The sequence below is a fragment of the Synechococcus sp. HJ21-Hayes genome, from assembly GCF_024345835.1.
Classification (GTDB): domain Bacteria; phylum Cyanobacteriota; class Cyanobacteriia; order PCC-6307; family Cyanobiaceae; genus Vulcanococcus.
Window position 1 is genome coordinate 254,056 of sequence record NZ_JAGQBW010000001.1, and the last position, 15,829, is coordinate 269,884.

General features: G+C 67.3%; 19 protein-coding genes and 1 tRNA gene. 10 read left to right on the forward strand and 10 right to left on the reverse strand.

Annotated elements, in window-relative coordinates; translation table 11 throughout:
• Nucleotides 1–27: 27 nt before the first annotated feature.
• From murD to KBZ14_RS01440, 4 genes are all read right to left on the reverse strand, one after another.
• Nucleotides 28–1,422, reverse strand: coding sequence for a UDP-N-acetylmuramoyl-L-alanine--D-glutamate ligase (gene murD, locus KBZ14_RS01425; protein ID WP_255116492.1), 1,395 nt, complete (start codon nucleotides 1,420–1,422; stop codon nucleotides 28–30).
• An 88-nt stretch (nucleotides 1,423–1,510) separates the two neighbouring features.
• Nucleotides 1,511–1,582 (reverse strand) — tRNA-Val (locus KBZ14_RS01430).
• A 49-nt stretch (nucleotides 1,583–1,631) separates the two neighbouring features.
• Nucleotides 1,632–2,417, reverse strand: coding sequence for a photosystem II electron transport protein, Sll1252 family (locus KBZ14_RS01435; protein ID WP_261348537.1), 786 nt, complete (start codon nucleotides 2,415–2,417; stop codon nucleotides 1,632–1,634).
• Nucleotides 2,418–2,424: 7 nt separating this feature from the next.
• A complete protein-coding gene (locus KBZ14_RS01440) occupies nucleotides 2,425–2,928 on the reverse strand; it encodes a hypothetical protein (protein ID WP_255116493.1) in 504 nt (167 codons plus the stop codon).
• Between the two features lie 115 nt (nucleotides 2,929–3,043).
• Between KBZ14_RS01440 and serA the strand changes: the two genes are divergently transcribed.
• The 4 genes from serA (at nucleotide 3,044) to KBZ14_RS01460 (ending at nucleotide 6,534) form a co-directional block, all read left to right on the forward strand.
• Complete coding sequence (gene serA, locus KBZ14_RS01445) at nucleotides 3,044–4,630, forward strand: phosphoglycerate dehydrogenase (protein WP_255116494.1); 1,587 nt, start codon at nucleotides 3,044–3,046, stop codon at nucleotides 4,628–4,630.
• A 25-nt stretch (nucleotides 4,631–4,655) separates the two neighbouring features.
• Nucleotides 4,656–5,555: a 50S ribosomal protein L11 methyltransferase gene (gene prmA, locus KBZ14_RS01450; RefSeq protein ID WP_255116495.1), complete on the forward strand. Its 900-nt coding sequence runs from the start codon at nucleotides 4,656–4,658 to the stop codon at nucleotides 5,553–5,555.
• Between the two features lie 173 nt (nucleotides 5,556–5,728).
• A complete protein-coding gene (locus KBZ14_RS01455) occupies nucleotides 5,729–6,028 on the forward strand; it encodes a ferredoxin (RefSeq protein ID WP_131454703.1) in 300 nt (99 codons plus the stop codon).
• A gap of 125 nt (nucleotides 6,029–6,153) precedes the next feature.
• Complete coding sequence (locus KBZ14_RS01460) at nucleotides 6,154–6,534, forward strand: DUF8632 family protein (protein ID WP_255116496.1); 381 nt, start codon at nucleotides 6,154–6,156, stop codon at nucleotides 6,532–6,534.
• Between the two features lie 66 nt (nucleotides 6,535–6,600).
• Here KBZ14_RS01460 and psbV read toward each other — a convergent pair whose 3' ends face one another.
• Nucleotides 6,601–7,110: a photosystem II cytochrome c-550 gene (gene psbV / locus KBZ14_RS01465; protein ID WP_255116497.1), complete on the reverse strand. Its 510-nt coding sequence runs from the start codon at nucleotides 7,108–7,110 to the stop codon at nucleotides 6,601–6,603.
• Between the two features lie 107 nt (nucleotides 7,111–7,217).
• Complete coding sequence (locus KBZ14_RS01470; RefSeq protein WP_255116498.1) at nucleotides 7,218–8,168, reverse strand: ribonuclease Z; 951 nt, start codon at nucleotides 8,166–8,168, stop codon at nucleotides 7,218–7,220.
• Between the two features lie 104 nt (nucleotides 8,169–8,272).
• Here KBZ14_RS01470 and KBZ14_RS01475 point away from each other — a divergent pair, with 104 nt between their 5' ends.
• Both KBZ14_RS01475 and KBZ14_RS01480 read left to right on the forward strand, forming a co-directional pair.
• Nucleotides 8,273–9,619: a SpoIID/LytB domain-containing protein gene (locus KBZ14_RS01475; RefSeq protein WP_255116499.1), complete on the forward strand. Its 1,347-nt coding sequence runs from the start codon at nucleotides 8,273–8,275 to the stop codon at nucleotides 9,617–9,619.
• 11 nt (nucleotides 9,620–9,630) lie between these two features.
• The gene (locus KBZ14_RS01480; protein ID WP_255116500.1) at nucleotides 9,631–10,404 is read left to right on the forward strand and encodes a glucosamine-6-phosphate deaminase; all 774 of its coding nucleotides are present in this window, start codon (nucleotides 9,631–9,633) and stop codon (nucleotides 10,402–10,404) included.
• On the opposite strand, the gene KBZ14_RS01485 is transcribed toward KBZ14_RS01480, so the two are convergent.
• Both KBZ14_RS01485 and truB read right to left on the reverse strand, forming a co-directional pair.
• Entirely contained in the window at nucleotides 10,397–11,167 is a 771-nt protein-coding gene (locus KBZ14_RS01485; RefSeq protein WP_255116501.1) for a YebC/PmpR family DNA-binding transcriptional regulator, read from the reverse strand. The two genes, KBZ14_RS01480 and KBZ14_RS01485, sit on opposite strands and share 8 nt — an antisense overlap.
• Nucleotides 11,168–11,194: 27 nt before the next feature.
• On the reverse strand, nucleotides 11,195–12,112 hold the full coding sequence (truB, locus tag KBZ14_RS01490; RefSeq protein ID WP_255116502.1) for a tRNA pseudouridine(55) synthase TruB: 918 nt from the start codon (nucleotides 12,110–12,112) through the stop codon (nucleotides 11,195–11,197).
• Between the two features lie 106 nt (nucleotides 12,113–12,218).
• On the opposite strand from truB, the gene KBZ14_RS01495 reads away from it, so the two are divergent.
• Entirely contained in the window at nucleotides 12,219–12,947 is a 729-nt protein-coding gene (locus KBZ14_RS01495; protein WP_255116592.1) for a queuosine precursor transporter, read from the forward strand.
• Nucleotides 12,948–12,963: 16 nt separating this feature from the next.
• Nucleotides 12,964–13,713 (forward strand): class I SAM-dependent methyltransferase, encoded by a 750-nt coding sequence (locus tag KBZ14_RS01500; RefSeq protein ID WP_255116503.1) that lies wholly within the window; start codon nucleotides 12,964–12,966, stop codon nucleotides 13,711–13,713.
• 60 nt (nucleotides 13,714–13,773) lie between these two features.
• Here the strand turns inward: KBZ14_RS01500 and rpmA are convergent, their stop codons facing one another.
• Complete coding sequence (gene rpmA / locus KBZ14_RS01505; RefSeq protein WP_255116504.1) at nucleotides 13,774–14,037, reverse strand: 50S ribosomal protein L27; 264 nt, start codon at nucleotides 14,035–14,037, stop codon at nucleotides 13,774–13,776.
• Between the two features lie 39 nt (nucleotides 14,038–14,076).
• Nucleotides 14,077–14,430, reverse strand: coding sequence for a 50S ribosomal protein L21 (gene rplU / locus KBZ14_RS01510; RefSeq protein ID WP_255116505.1), 354 nt, complete (start codon nucleotides 14,428–14,430; stop codon nucleotides 14,077–14,079).
• A 145-nt stretch (nucleotides 14,431–14,575) separates the two neighbouring features.
• Here rplU and KBZ14_RS01515 point away from each other — a divergent pair, with 145 nt between their 5' ends.
• Nucleotides 14,576–15,478, forward strand: a complete 903-nt coding sequence (locus KBZ14_RS01515) for a circadian clock protein KaiA (RefSeq protein WP_255116506.1) — start codon at nucleotides 14,576–14,578, stop codon at nucleotides 15,476–15,478.
• On the forward strand, nucleotides 15,479–15,814 hold the full coding sequence (gene kaiB / locus KBZ14_RS01520; RefSeq protein WP_255116507.1) for a circadian clock protein KaiB: 336 nt from the start codon (nucleotides 15,479–15,481) through the stop codon (nucleotides 15,812–15,814). It begins immediately after the preceding gene.
• The last annotated feature ends 15 nt before the right edge of the window (nucleotides 15,815–15,829 follow it).

Consider the following 15,829-nt stretch of genomic DNA (forward strand, 5'->3'; position numbering starts at 1 on the left):
ATTGGCCGTGAGGCTAGCGGCTCTGTCCTACAGGGCCAGCGTGAGCTGGCGGAAGTGATCGCCGCGGGCTTCAAAGTCGCGGTACTGGTCAAAGCTGGCACAGGCCGGTGAGAGCAGCACGGCCCGGCAGCCCAGGCGCCCGGCCAGGGCATGGGCCAGCGGCACCGCCTCCGTAAGCCCTGCCACGGTGTGGATCTGGCCGTTGTAGTGGGCCTGCTCCAGCAAAGCCTTGAACGGCTCCTGGGCAGCCCCAAACAGCACCACCGCTGGCGCCTGGCGCTGCAGCTGCTCGAGCCAGGCCGTGGCATCCCCCAGCTTCGCTTCACCGCCCGCCAATGCCACTAGCGGACCGTCCACGGCCCGCAGGGCCACTTCAGCAGCGTCGTAGTTGGTGGCTTTGCTGTCGTTGAAATAGGTAACTCCATCCAGGCTGCGGATGCGTTCCAGCCGGTGGGGCACGCCGGGAAAGCCCTGGAAGGCCGCTTCCATGGTGGTGCCACTCAGGCCGAGCTGTAGCCCAACGGCCACGGCCATCAATAGGTTCTGGCGGTTGTGTTGGCCAGGCATGGCTAGGGCACGGGCATCGAGCACCGCACCTCCGCTGGCCTGCACCTGGTCGTTGTCGATCCAGAGATGGGGATCGAGGCCCGCAGCCCGAGCCTGCTGCTGGCTGCCGGCGGTGACCCAGAGGGCGTGGTCCCAGCTGGCGGCATGGCTGCGCAGGTCGGGGTCATCGCCGTTGAGGATCCGCACCTGGGAGTGCTCCAGCAGGCTGCGCTTGATCGCCCGGTAGTGATTCAGGTTGCCGTGGCGCTCGAGATGATCGGGGGTGAGGGTGGTCCACAGGCCGATGCGCGGCGCCAGGACGGGGGCCGATTCGATCTGGTAGCTGCTTAATTCCACCACCAGCCAGGCGGGCAGGGACTGACCGTTGCCCTGGCGCTCGAGGGCCAGTTCAGCAGCGGAAAAGCCCACGTTGCCGCACATGGGGGCATCAATGCCGGCGCTGGCCAACAGGTGCGCCACCAGGTGGGTCACGGTGGTTTTGCCATTGGTGCCGGTGATGCCGATCCAGGGCACCGCTTGCAGGGCCTCCCACGCGATGGTGATTTCCCCGTCGGTGGGGATCCCACGGCGGCGCAGCTCTTCGAGGGTGGGATGGTCCCAGCGGATGCCCGGGCTCACGATCACCCGCTCTGGGGCGCCAGTCAGGGCTTCAAAACTGGCTGAGCTGAGGGGAGCCCCCAGGGCCACGGCGATGCCCTCCCGGCGAAGGCTCTCCGCCTTCTGCTCAAGGGCCTGGCCCTTGCCGCTCTCGAGCACCAGCACGGCGTGACCCTGCCGATGCAGGAGGCGCGCCGCCCCTATTCCCGAACGCCCCAGGCCGAGGACAACGGTGAAAGGCTGTCCCGGGGGCTGCATGGCTGGGGCTGAGCAGGAAGGCTTGGAAAGGGCTGGATCCAGCGCTTGATTGGGTGCCTCTGACGGGCACCAATCTGAATTCTGCGAGTGGGCGATACTGGAATCGAACCAGTGACTCCTACCGTGTCAAGGTAGTGCTCTACCTCTGAGCTAATCGCCCTCAGGGGCCTTTCGGCAAGCCGAACTTAGCAGTTGGGCGTGTTTCTGGCTCAGCTGCGGCGCATCACCAGCCGCCAGCGATCCCTTTTGGTGGGCTGGATCTCCAGGATCTCCAGCTCGCCTCGGCCGTCCAGGCGGACCCGGTCGCCGGCGGCGAGTTCCTTGCTGGGGCTTTGCGCCGGTTGCCAGTTGATGCGCACGGCACCGGCGCGTACGAGTTCGGCCATGCGGCTGCGCGGCAGGCCGAACCCCGCGGAGGCCACGGCATCGAGCCGGAGGGAAGCCTCCACGCTGCTCAATTGTTTCGGTACCCGCTGGGCTGGCAGCTGCAGTTGCTCGAGGTTGGCCGCCTCCAGCCGCACGCTCACCGTGCGCACCTGGGCACTCTGGCCGTGGAGCACCTGGGCCAACGCGGGGGTCACCACCAGTTGGGCGCCGCGGTCGCCCCGCATCCAGATGTCGCCGATGGCCTCCTCTGTGGCACCAGCGGCTAGCAGTCCCTGGAGCACATCCCGGGGTTCGGCAGGGTCGAATAGGAAATTTCCGCTCAGCATCAGGCCCATCAGAGGCGCTGCCTCGCCGGCTGCCTGATCCAGCTCTGGGCGACGCAGCAGCAGCCGGCAGCGCTCGGCCTGGGGCCAGCCCCCTGCCGCGCTGAGTTGCAGTTCGGTGAGGCTCCCAAGGCGCTGCACCGACTCCTCGCGCACATCGGCCGCCACAAAGCCGCTCCATACCGGCTCCCAGGTGCGGATGGCCTGCTCGGCCAGCTCAATCAGCATGTCCAGGTTGTGGGGGTGGCGGCACCCCCTGAGCAGCTCCTCGCGCGGCAGCACCATCGGTCCCTCAGCTCTCGTTGAGTCGCACCACGGCTTTCGGATTGCCTTCCTTCAGCCGTGTCCAGGGCATCTCGATGCCGGAGGGCATTTCCACCAGCAGTAGCCAGTTGCCCTCCTCCAGGCGGTTGCGCAGGGTGCGGATGCGGTCGTCGGCTTCGGAGGTCACGCTGGCGGCCGCAGCAAAGCTGCCCATGAACCCCGAACCCAGACCCAGCAGTCCACCGATCAGGTGGGAGCCCACCGGGCCGGCAAAGGCAAAGGTGTCGAGGTCGGTGATGAAGGTGAAGGTGAGTCCGGCGAAGAATCCGAAGGGCACCAGCCAGCGGGCCATGCTGCGTTGCCTCAGCTGGCGGGCCAGGGCTGGGTTGAGGTCCGCCACCGTGGCGATGTCGGTTTCCCCACGACCGATGGCCAGCAACCGCATGGGCGGCGGAGTGAGGGTCGCTAGCTGCTCCTGCAGCTGACGCAGCCGCTTGCGCTCCGAGAGCACCACCACAACGCTGCTTCCCACTGGCCACCGGGCTCGGAATGCACTGATTCTCCATGGGGCCGGCTGGGCATCGGTGGGGAGGCTGAAGGCCCCCTCTCTACACTTCACCTTCGGCCGCCCCCACCCCCGCCGGGTCATGACGAAGGTTCTGGTTTCCGATCCCATTGACCAGACAGGGATCGACATCCTGTCGCAGGTGGCCCAGGTGGATGTGCGTACGAGCTTGCCGCCCGAACAGCTCAAGCAGATCATCGGCGACTACGACGCCTTGATGATTCGCTCCGGCACCCAGGTGACGGCCGAGATCATTGAGGCCGCTACCAAGCTGCGCATCATTGGCCGCGCTGGTGTGGGTGTCGATAACGTCGACGTACCTGCCGCCACCAAGCGGGGCGTGATCGTGGTGAACTCCCCTGAGGGGAACACCATCGCCGCGGCGGAGCATGCCCTGGCACTGATGCTGTCGCTGTCGCGCCACGTGCCCCACGCTCACGTGAGCACCATGGCCGGCGGCTGGGACCGCAAGAAATATGTGGGTAACGAGCTCTACAAGAAGAAGCTCGGTGTGGTGGGCCTGGGCAAGATCGGCTCCCACGTGGCCCGCGTGGCCAAGGCCATGGGCATGGATGTGATGGCCTACGACCCGTTCGTGTCGGCGGAGCGGGCCCAGCAGATGCAGGTGCGGCTGATGCAGCTGCCGGCCCTGTTCGCCGAGGCGGACTACGTGAGCCTGCACCTGCCCCGCACCCCCGACACCGAGAACCTGGTGAATGCGGAGCTGCTACGCACCATGAAGCCCACGGCCCGCATCGTGAACTGCGCCCGTGGCGGCATCCTCGATGAGGCGGCCCTGGCCGAGGCGGTGGAGAACGGCACCATCGGAGGCGCTGCCCTCGATGTATACGCCAACGAGCCCCTCGAGGCCGGTTCCCCCCTGCGCAATGTCAGCGAGCGGCTGATCCTCACTCCCCACCTCGGTGCATCCACCGAAGAGGCCCAAGAGAATGTGGCCATCGACGTAGCCGAGCAGATCCGCGACGTGTTGCTGGGGCTGCCGGCCCGCAGTGCCGTGAACATCCCCGGCCTCAATGCCGAGGTGATGGAGCAGCTCAAGCCCCACCTGCAATTGGCTGAAACCCTGGGCCAGCTACTCAGCCAGTTGGCGGGCGGCCAGATCAGTGAGCTGGAGGTGCGCCTCCAGGGCGAGTTCGCCACGCACCCGGCCCAGCCCCTGGTGATCGCGGCACTCAAGGGCCTGCTCTCCACCGCCCTCGGCGACAGCATCAACTATGTGAATGCCGGCCTGGAGGCCAAGGAGCGGGGCATCCATGTGCTCGAGGTGAAGGATGATGCCGCCCGCGACTTTGCAGGCGGCTCCCTGCAGCTGAGCTCCAAGGGCGCCAACGGCAACCACACCGTGACCGGTGCCGTGTTCGCCGATGGCGAACTGCGCATCACCACCATCGACGAGTTCCCGGTGAATGTGGCACCCAGTCGTCACATGCTGTTCACCCGCCACCGCGACATGCCTGGCATCATTGGCCACCTGGGCTCGGTGCTGGGCGAGCACAACGTGAACATCGCCTCGATGCAGGTGGGCCGGCGCATCGTGCGGGGCGACGCCGTGATGGTGCTGAGCGTGGATGACCCCATTCCCCCCAGTCTCTTGGCCAACATCCATGCCATCAACGGCATCCAGGAAGCCCACCCCGTGACCCTCTGACGCGGGCATCCGCAGTGCTGGCACGATGACCCTCTCCTGGTGGCGGCTCGAGATTCCCTCCCTGCCTGAGCTGGAGGAATCGCTGATCTGGAAGCTGAATGCCCTCGGTATTCCCCGGGTGGCCGTTCACCACAGGCCTGAGCTGCCGGCTCAGCGCCAACTGGTGGCCTGGCTACCCGAGGCGGATTGGCCCGAGGCCGAGCGGCGCCAGCTGGAGGCGGCTCTGGCCCCCTTGGCCGCCACCTTTGGCCTTGCCCTGCCCCCGATCCACTGGCTGCACCAGGACGACGAGGACTGGAGCCTCAGCTGGAAGCAGCACTGGCAGGCCGATCCGGTGGGTGAACGGCTCCTGATTTTGCCGGCCTGGTTGGAGTTGCCGGCTGAGCACGCCGATCGCCTGGTGATCCGGATGGATCCCGGCAGCGCCTTTGGTACTGGCAGCCATCCCACCACCCGCCTCTGCCTCGAAGCGCTCGAGACCCTCGACCTGAAGGGGCAGCGGGTGGCGGATCTGGGTTGCGGCAGCGGCATCCTCGGCATTGCGGCCCTGCTTGAGGGTGCCACGTCGGTGGCGGCGGCTGACACCGATTCCCTGGCCGTGCGGGCCACCCGCGATAACGCCATGGTGAGTGGCTTCAAGGAGCGGCTACAGGTGCAGTTGGGCTCGGTGGAAACCCTCTCGGAGCTGCTGGGCGGTGAGCCGGCGGAGCTGCTGCTCTGCAACATCTTGGCGCCGGTGATCGAGGCCTTGTGCCCGGCTTTTCACACGGTGCTCGCGGCCCGTGGGGTTGGCCTGCTGAGTGGCTTGCTGGTGGATCAGGCCCCACGGCTCACCCAGGTGTTGGCGGAGAACGGCTGGCGAGCCGAGCTCACGACCCAGCAAAGCCAATGGGGCCTGATGACGATCCACTGGGCCGGTGCCTAGCCCCAGTCCGTCTGATGTTGCATAAGGCACGCTGATCTGTGCCTTGGCTTTGATTGGCCTTCACGGCGTCGAGCCCGCAGATCCACAGGAACCCCCCCTGGAGGATGTAGGAAGGTGCGGTCCTACAGGCCCGGGGCTGAACCCTCAGGCGTCTGTGAGCCCCAATCCCTTCCATGGCTTCCTACAAGGTCACCCTCATCAGCGAGAGCGAAGGCCTCAACAAGACCATCGAGGTACCTGACGATCAGTACATCCTCGACGCTGCTGAAGAGCAGGGCATCGACCTCCCCTACTCCTGTCGTGCCGGTGCCTGCAGCACCTGCGCCGGCAAGATCACCGCTGGCACCGTGGACCAGTCCGACCAGAGCTTCCTGGACGACGACCAGATCGAAGCCGGTTTCGTGCTCACCTGCGTGGCTTACCCCACCAGCGACTGCACCATCAAGACCCACGCCGAAGAAGAGCTCTATTGAGCCGGGGTTCGGGAGGCCCTGGTGCATCCCTCTCCCCTCTGTGTTTTTCCGGCCACCCTTCGGGGTGGCTTTTTTGTCACTCAACGCTCCCTCCGCGTCGCTCCCACCGCTCTTTCAGCGTTCCCGTGTCCGTGGCTGCCCCCCAGGTTGATCAGCTCTATGCCCATGGCAGCGAGCACACCAGCCCCGGTGGCCAGTACAGCTTTCGCGTGCTGGGGCCCTGCTGTCGCCTGTTTGACCGCGAGGAGCTGCCGTGGCCCTGCTGCCGCCTCGCCTGGCGCAGCAAGGAGCCCAGCTGGCGCCGGGTCGGTCGTCGCTTTGTGGCCGATCTGGCCTCCCGCCGCTGCCCCTCCTATGCCGTGGAGCTGCTGCAGCCGGGTTCCAGGCCCACCCAGACGGTGCTGACGCTGTTCCCCTTGCGGCTCAAAGGCCCCCTGCAGGAGTGGTGGTACAGCAAGCAGCCCACCTCCCTGGATCCTGGCAACACGGCACCGCCGCCAGCCTGAGAGATCTGGGCACAAAAAAGCCGCGGTGGTGGCCGCGGCTCTCGGTTTGCTTGTGGGAGGGGGAGATCAGAAGTAGATCTTGCCGCCGCCCCACTGCTGCCCTTGCACCTTGGGGGCCACCAGGATGAAACCGGCCATGAGACGCAGGTCTTCGTCGGTGAGGTCGCGCATTTTCACGAACACGTCGCTGCTGCGCATGCTTGGGTGCAGGTCGGCGATGCTGTACTCGCCGTCGTAGCTGGTGGGGTCCTTCATGTAGTCCACCAGGGCCTCCACGTTGTCGCGGGGTGGTGTGGCCAGGGAAAGGGTTTCAGGGTCGAGGCCCACGTTTTGGTTGGTCTTGGTGATGCCACCGGCATGGCATTCGCCACAGCTGGAGTTGAACACCTTGCGACCAGCCTTCACTTCCTGTTCGCTAAAGGTCACCGCTGTGCCATCGGCGTTGGCGGGCACGGTGAGCTGTTCAGCAGTCCACTGAGCGGCGTTGGCAGGGCCGGCGAAGCCCACCAGCAGCGCCAGGGGGAGAACCAGCAGCCGGGCCAGGGTCCGGAGCGCAGAGGAGAAGAAAGAGGCCATTGAAAAAGCCGGCAATGTGGCGGCTGAGACCGCACCAGAGCCCTTGTATCACGGCCAATGGGCCCGCCGGTTGCGAATGGCCGCGGCACTCACGAACTGTTGCAGCCTCAGGCCCCGCCCGCGGCCACCTCGAGGGTGAGGAAGTCCTTGGCGATCAGCGTGTTGGGGAAGATCGCCCGGGCCTCCTCCAGCAGATCGTCCGGGGTCACGGGGTTGCCTGGCATGTAGCGGGGGCTCAGGTGGGTGAGCACCAATTGCTTGGCTCCGGCGGCCAGGGCGGTTTGGGCGGCCATGGTGCTGGTGGAGTGCTGGCGTTGGAAGGCCATCTCCGCCTCGGCATGGGCGAAGGTGCTCTCGTGGATCAGCAGGTCGGCCCCGGCCGCCAGCTCCACTGCCGCCTCGCAGAACACCGTGTCGGTGCAGTACACCACGCTGCAGCCCGGCCGCTCCGGCCCGCAGAGGCTGGCGCCGTTGATGATGCGGCCGTCGTCCAGTGTCACCGTGTGGCCGGCCTTCAGTTCGGCATAGATGGGTCCGGGGGGGATGCCTAGGTCGCGAGCCTTGTCCACATCGAAGCGGCCGGCGCGCGGTTTCTGATCCACCCGGTAGGCGTAGGCGGGCACCCGGTGGGTGAGGGGCGTGCAGCGCACGGTGAGGTCGTCGTCGTCCAGCAGCAGGGTGCCCGTGCGGGCGGCCTCCTTCACCCGGTGACTGCGCAGGGGGTAGCCGATCCGGGTGGAGGAGGTGCGCAGCACACCCTCCAGGTAGTCCCGCAGGGGATCGGGGCCATAGAGGTCGATGCCGCTGCAGGTGCCCGCCAGGCCCAGGCTGGCCAGCAGCCCCGGCAGGCCGAACACGTGGTCGCCGTGCATGTGCGTCACGAAGATTCGGCTCAGCTGGCTCACCCGCAGGTCACTGCGCAGGAACTGGTGCTGGGTGCCCTCGCCGCAGTCGAACAGCCACAGCTCAGCCCGCTGGGGCAGCCGCAGGGCCACCGCTGACACATTGCGGGCTCGGGTGGGAACCCCGGAGCTGGTGCCCAGGAAGGTGACCTGCACGGCCGGTGGGTCTCCCAGGGCTCACTGACTTGATGCTCCCACGCCGGGGCTGGCGGGGGTGGGGTGAGCTCGTCACAATGGCCTGCCGTGCCCGCCCCGCCGCGATGCCCTCCCCCCTTCGCTCGCTCACCCTGGGGCTGTGCCTGCTGGCCCCGCTGGCGGCGGAGCTGCGGGCCCAGAGCCAGGCGCAGGCTGTGGCCGAACCGCGGTTGAGGGTGCTGCTGCAGGAGGCCCCAGACCTCACGGTGCGGGCCCCCGCCAGCGGCGGGCTGCGGTTGCGGGATCGGCAGGGTCGGGTGTTGCAGGAGTTGGGGGCGGATCAGGTGCTGCGCCTGCGCTTCAACGGTGGCTGGGTGGAGGCTGATCCGGAGCCGCTCGCCGCGGCGGGTGGAGCCGATGCTCCCGCCATCAACGCAGGGGTGGAACTGTGGATCGAGCCGGTGGCGCCCCCAGGTGCCGAGCCCAGCCTGTGGCTGCAGCAACGGCGCTACCGCGGTCAGCTCCAGATCCTGCCCAAGGCCGAACGGCTGCAGGCGGTGAACCATGTGCCGTTGGAGAGTTATCTGCCCAGCGTGGTGGGCAGTGAGATGCCCGCCAGCTGGCCAATTGAGGCTCTGCGCGCTCAGGCGGTGGCTGCCCGCACCTATGCCCTCAAGGGGCGCAAGCCCGCGGCTCCATTCGATCTCAAGGCCACCGTGGCCAGCCAGGTGTACAAGGGTGTGGAGGCGGAAACCCCCTCCACCCGCGCGGCGGTGGCCGGCACCCGCGGCTTGGTGCTCACCCATGGCAATGTCCTGATCGATGCGGTGTTCCACAGCAGCAGTGGCGGCAGCACCGAGAGCAGCGGCGACCTCTGGTCCAGCCAGTTGCCCTATCTGGTGAGCGTGCCCGATTTCGACGACGACGCCCCCGTGCGCCAGTGGCGCCAGCCCCTCGATGCTGCGCTGTTGGCCAAAGCCTTCGCCGAGATCGGCGGTGTTCAGACCATCCAGGTGCTCTCCACCACGCCCACCGGCCGCGTGCGCCAGGCTCGGGTGGTGGGGCCCAGCGGCCAGCTGCTGCTGAGCGGCGCCCAGCTGCGCAGTCGGCTCGGGCTCAAGAGCACCTGGGTGCGTTTTGAGCAGGAGCTGCTGCCGGGGGCTGAGGTCATGGCCCAGGAGTTGGCGGGTTCCGGAGGGCTACAGGTGCCACCACCGCCACCGCTGCTCTCCCCATCCCCGCCAGCGATTCAGCTGGTGGCCGTGGGCCGCGGTTATGGCCATGGCATCGGCATGAGCCAGTGGGGGGCCTATGCCATGGCCCGTCGGGGAGATAGCTACGGACAGATCCTGGAGCACTACTACCGGGGTACCCAGGTGCGTCCCTACGCCGAGCTGGTGCTGGCGGGGCTCCCTCAGCCAGGCTCTGGGTCTGTGGGTTCCATGGCCCTGGCCAGCGGATCCCAACCCTGATTCTCTGGACCTTGACCCTCCGCATTCCGGCCGCCCCCTACGCCCTCCAGGTTGAGCCCGATGAAGATGCCGTGGCGGAGGCCGTTGCGCCGCGTCTGCTCGAGGCCCTGGGCGAGTCCAGGCCGCTGGGGCTGGCCACCGGCCGCACGATGGAGCCGGTGTATGCAGCCCTGCGGCGCCGTATCGCTGGCTTGCCTGGGCTGGAGCGCCAGGTCCTATTGGCCCAGTGGCGCAGCTTCAACCTGGATGAGTACGTGGGCCTGGGCCCGGAACACCCGGGTTCCTTCTCCGCCACCATGGCCCTGGCCCTGGGGGAGCCGCTGGATCTCGTGCCGGGCCGGTTGCAGCTGCCCGATGGGCAAGCGGACGATCCCGAGGCGGAGGCCCACCGCTATGGAACTGCCGTGGCGGCGGCCGGCGGCATCGGCCTGCAGTTGCTGGGCCTGGGTAGCAATGGCCATGTGGGCTTCAACGAGCCCCCCTGCGGGGCGCAGGCCCCCTGCCGCTGTCTGGAGCTGAGCGATGCCACCCGTCTGCAGAACGCCGCGGCCTTCGGTGGTGATCCCCAGGCCGTGCCCCCCCGGGCCATCACCCTGGGCACGGCCGAGATCCTGGCGGCCGATCGGGTTCTGCTGGTGGTTACAGGCGGCGCCAAGGCCGAGATGTTGCGGCGCGCTCTGCTGGAACCTCCCTCTGTGGAGGTGCCGGCCAGTTGGCTGCAGGGGCATCCACGGCTCACGGTGATGGCGGATGCGGCGGCGGCCTCGGCCCTGCCGCTCAGCTGAGGGCGGCCTCCATCAGCGCCTCGTCCGCCTCCAGGTTGCTGGTCACGCTGCGTACGTCGTCCAGGTCCTCGAGCACATCGAGCATCCGCAGGCAGGCCCGCAGGGTGTCCCCGTCGGTCACCGGGCAGGGGGTTTGGGCGATCCAGCGGTGCTCCCAGCTGGTCACGGGCCAGCCCAGGCCCCGCAGGCCATCCTGCAGGGCTTCCAGAGCTTCGAAAGAGCCGAGCACCTCAGCCTCCTCAGCATCGAGCTCGTAGCCCAGGGGTACGGGGCCGCCGCTGGCCTCCAGGGTCAGGAGGCCCTCGAGCAGGGCCTCCTCCGAGAGGTTCACTGGCTCCAGCCGCACCACGCTGCGGTGTTCGAACAGATAGCCCACGCAGCCGGTTTCGCCGAGGTTGCCGCCGTTTTTGCTGAAGGCCAGCCGGATCTCGGCGGCGGCGCGGTTGCGGTTATCGGTGAGGGATTCGATCAGCACGGCCACTCCGCCCGGCCCGTAGCCCTCGTAGCGCACTTCCTCGAACTGGTCGCTGCCGCCCCCTTGGCCGGAGCCCTTGGCGATGGCCCGCTCGATGTTGGCGCTCGGCACCCGCGCCGCCTTGGCCTTTTCAATCGCGGTGCGCAGCTGGAAGTTGGCGGCGGGATCTGCGCCGCCGCGGGCGGCCACGCTGATCTCACGCCCCAAGCGGGTGAACACAGCGCCGCGCTTGGCATCCACCACCGCCTTGGTTCGCTTGATCTGGGCCCATCTGCTGTGGCCGGCCATGGGAGGTTCGCAAGTCTCGTCGGAAGGTCAGCCCGCTGCTTGCAACACCATGCGGGGCTGCAGCTGGTTGCCTGCCAGGGCCCGGGCCATGCCCGCCAGGTTGCCATCCGGCCCTACCACCACCACCGCCGTGTCCAGCTCCAGCTGCAGGGCCGTGGCTTGGGCCTGGCCGCAGCGCCAGCCCGCCAGATCCGTCTCCACCAGCCGGTGGCGCGGCAGCGCGGCCAGGGCCTCGAGGGGGTCCACCAGTGGTGGTGGCGGTGCCTGCTCCAGCTGCTCAAGGCCCACGGCCTGCTCCAGGCCGAACCCCAGGGCCCCGGTACGCCGCAGATGGGCTAGACAGCCGCCGCAGCCGAGGCTTTCCCCCAGGTCGCGGGCGAGGGAGCGGATGTAGGTACCGGCCGAGCAGGCCACCTCCAGCTCCAGTTGGCCGCTGCTGGGATCCCAGCCCAGCAGCACCAGCCGCTCGATCGTCACCGGCCGTGGGGGCAGCGCCAGTTGTTCCCCGCGCCGCACCCGGGCGTAGGCCCGTTCCCCGTCCACGTGCACGGCGGACACCTGGGGCGGCCGCTGCTGGATGGCCCCGCGGAAGGGCTCGAGGGCCTGCTCCAGCGCAGCGGTGGTGAGGGCCGGAATGGCCCGATGCTCCCGCACGTCACCGGCCAGATCGTCGGTGCTGGTGATCACCCCCAGTTGCACCACGCCCCGGTAGGTCTTGCCGCCGTCCAGGTAGGGCAGCAATCGGGTCGCGGTGCCCACGGCGATCGGTAGCACGCCGGTCACGGCCGGATCCAGGGTGCCGCCGTGGCCCACCCGCTTGAGGCCATAGGCGCGGCGCACCTTGCTCACGCAGCCATGGGAGGTGAGGCCCGCGGGCTTGTCGAGCACCAGAAAGCCGCAGGGTTCGCCCGGGCCCTGTTCGCCCCCTGTGCCGCCGCCCGCCATGGCTGTGTTCGCCGCAGTGCCTGCGGGCACTGTTGCATCCACCCCGTTGGGCCTGGCAATCGCTGCCGGCCCCGCCAGCCTGGGACGGCTCTCCGCACCAGCTTGCTTGGGTTTGCAGCAGCGCCGCGATCTGGCCTTCCTGGTGTTGGCTGGCCTGTTCCTCGGAACCATGGGGATGCTCAACATCCTGGGCCTCACTCGGTTCCTGAACCTGGGCTCCATCGGCTCCTGGCCGGTGGTGGTGGCCGTGGGGGCCCTTCCCTACCCGGTGACTTTCCTCTGCACCGACCTGATCAGTGAGATCTGGGGGGAGGAGAAAGCCAGCCAGCTGGTGTGGGTGGGGCTGCTGCTTAATGGCTGGATCGTGCTGATCCTGTGGCTTGGGGGCGTGCTGCCGGGCTTGGCCGGTGCGCCCGAGGGCACCTTCTTTGAGGTGCGGCGGTTGGCTTTTGGCGCCGTGGGCGCCTCGATGGTGGCCTACCTGGCTGCCCAGTTCACCGATGTGCGGTTGTTTCATTTCTGGAAACGCCTCACCGCTGGCCGGGCTCTATGGCTGCGCAACAACGGATCAACCCTGGTGAGTCAGTTGGTGGACACCAGTGCCGTGGTGTTGATCAGCCACTACGGCGCTCACGTGCTGCCGGTGCGGCCAGGGGAGCCGGTGTTGCCGCAGTTGCTGAGCTTCATCGCCAGCGGCTACCTGTTCAAGGCGGCGGCGGCCCTAGCGGACACGCTGCCCTTCTATGCCCTCACCGCCTGGCTGCGCCGCTGGTTGGAGGTGCCGGGCGATGGCGCCGAGCTGGAGGCAAGTGCGGGGCCGGCCTCTCTGCCCTGAGGCCTACGGTGCGGGAATGACCACCCTTCCTGTGCTCGATCCCCAACGCTTTCTGGCGGATGGGTTCGACCTCTCGGCGCAGCTGGCCCGTTTCCTGGATCTCAGCATCGAGGATCTGGCGGAGCGTCTGCCCACCAGCACCGACGATCTGGCTTCGATCCATCCCGGTGCCTTCGATCCGGACCAGGCTGGCGCCTTCTACGAGGAAACCGTGGGCACCGGCCACCTGCTGGAACTGGCGGCCTGGCACCTGGGCAGTGCTGATTACATCGCCGACACCCTGCGGCTGCAGGCCCGGTTTGCCAGAGGGCATGTGCTCGATTTCGGCGGCGGCATCGGCAGCCATGCCCTGGCGGCAGCAGCTCTGCCCCAGGTGGAAGCGGTGTGGTTTGTGGACCTCAACCCCCACAACCGTGCCTTCGTTACGGAGCGGGCCCAGCAGCTGGGGCTCTCGGACCGGCTGCGCTGCTTCCGCGACCTCGACGACCCCCAGCTGCCGGCTCAGTTCGACACGATCGTGTGCCTCGACGTGTTGGAACACCTGGCCGATCCCGCGGCCCAGCTCGGCCTGTTCGAGCGGCGCATGGGCAGCGAGGCGATCGCGTTGCTCAACTGGTATTTCTTCAAGGGCTTCAACGGCGAATACCCCTTCCACTTCGATGCTCCCGAGCTGGTGGAGAGCTTCTTTCTCACCCTGCAGGCCCGCTTCCTCGAGGTGTTCCACCCCTTTCTGATCACCACCCGGGCCTATCGGCGCCTGAGCTGAGGCCTCATCAAAAAAGCCGGCGGGGGTACCGCCGGCTCTTGAACCTGTTGATGCGGCTGATCAGCCGACGGCGATGTTGATGCGCTTGCGGGTGCGCAGGCCGCGCTTGATGGTGTCGAAGCTCACCACACCGTCGCTGAGGGCGAAGAGGGTGTCGTCGGAGCCGCGACCCACGTTCAGACCGGGCAGCACGGAGGTGCCGCGCTGGCGGATCAGGATCGAGCCGGCGCTGACGCTCTCACCGCCGTAGCGCTTCACACCGAGGCGCTTGGAGTTGGAGTCGCGGCCGTTGCGGGTGGAGCCTGTGCCTTTCTTGTGGGCCATGGTTCAGAAGGAGAAGGGTGGGAAGGAATGCTGGGGAGATCAGCCGAGGGCCTTGCCGCCCACCGTGATGGACTTCACCATCACGCGGGTGAGTTCCTGGCGATGACCGTTCTTGCGGCGGGTTTTCTTCTTGGGGCGCATCTTGTAGACGATCAGCTTGGGGCCGCGGCGATGGGCCATCACCTGCAGTTCCACGGTGGCGCCTTTCACGTAGGGCTGGCCCACGTTGGCGGCCGAGCCGTCGTTAACCAGGAGCACGTTCTCCAGGGTCAGCGTGCTGTCAACGTCGGCGTTCAGACGATCGAAGTCGTAGTAGCGGTTGGGCTGAACCCAGAACTGCGTACCGGAGGCTTCAACGATCGCGTAGGGGCCGGTGGGGGTGGCTGTACTCATGGAGGTCCGGGGCGTGGACAGGCTGACGAGGTGGCCTCGTCATTGCGGCCTGCCGCACGGCAATCGAAAGACAAACAAGGATCCTCGCCTTTCAAGGTCCTGGTCGTCAACACTGTGAGCACTGCCAGGGGCCTTCTCTCGGCGCATGTCTCAGCCGGCTCTCACCATCGCCTCGTTGCTGTCAGACCCGCGCCTGGAGCGGGCCTGCCGACAGTGGCTTAAGGGCGGCCGATATCAGCTGGAAGATCTGGGCTCTCGGCTGGCTCCGCTGCAGGAGTTGGAGGAGCGGCGCGACACCTTTGATGTGGTTCTGGTGCAGCAGGGCGCCTATCCCCCCGAGATCTACGACGGACTGCGGCGCCAGGGCTTGATCCTGCCGGCCGTCGTTGTGGGTGAGGTGAGCGGCCGCATCGAGTACCACGAGGCCGAGGTGCATCTGCCCGAGGACCAGCTCGAGCAGATCACCTACAGCGTGGATGCCGCGGTGTCCCGCTTTCTGCGCCAGGGACCCCAGGCCAGCTCGGCTGGGGAGTCCGCCGCCAGCTCCGGGGGGGTGGCCACGCCGGAAAACTGGCGGCTGCCCAACCGCCTCAAAGGCCGGCTGGGTTACTTGGGCGTTTTTTACAAGCGCGATCCATCGCTGTTTCTGCGCAGCCTTCCCCAGGGGGAGCGCCAGGAGTTGCTGGCGTCACTGGAGCGCAGTTACCGCGATCTGCTGATCAGCTACTTCAAGGATCCGGCCGCTGCCAACCAGGCGATCGAGAGCTTTGTGCATTCCGCGTTCTTCAGTGATCTGCCGGTGAACAAGGTGGTGGAGATTCACGTGGATTTGATTGACGGTTTCTGGAAGCAACTCAAGCTGGAAGGGCACAAGAATGACTTTCTCCAGGACTACCGCCTGGCCCTGCTCGACGTGCTTGCCCATCTTTGCGAGATGTACCGCCGATCGGTTCCCCCCGATCTGCCGCTTTCAGGCCCGGGATCGGTGGCAGAGCCCAGCCAAGCCACCGCCGCTGCCAACCAGGACTACGCCCAGGAGGTGAATTAGATGAGTCCGCGCAAGACCTACATCCTCAAGCTCTACGTGGCGGGGAATACCCCCAACTCCATGCGGGCGCTCAAGACGTTGCGCAACATCCTCGATACCGAGTTCCAGGGGGTGTATGCCCTGAAGGTGATCGATGTGCTCAAAAGCCCGCAGTTGGCCGAGGAGGACAAGATCCTGGCCACACCCACCCTCGCCAAGATTCTGCCGCCGCCGGTGCGCCGCATCATCGGTGATCTCTCCGATCGCGAGCGCGTTCTGATCGGCCTGGATCTCCTCTACGAGGAGTTGAACGATGAAGGTTTCGCCACGGACATGGAGGCCGGCGAGTTGCCTTGAACTCCTGCTGAATCC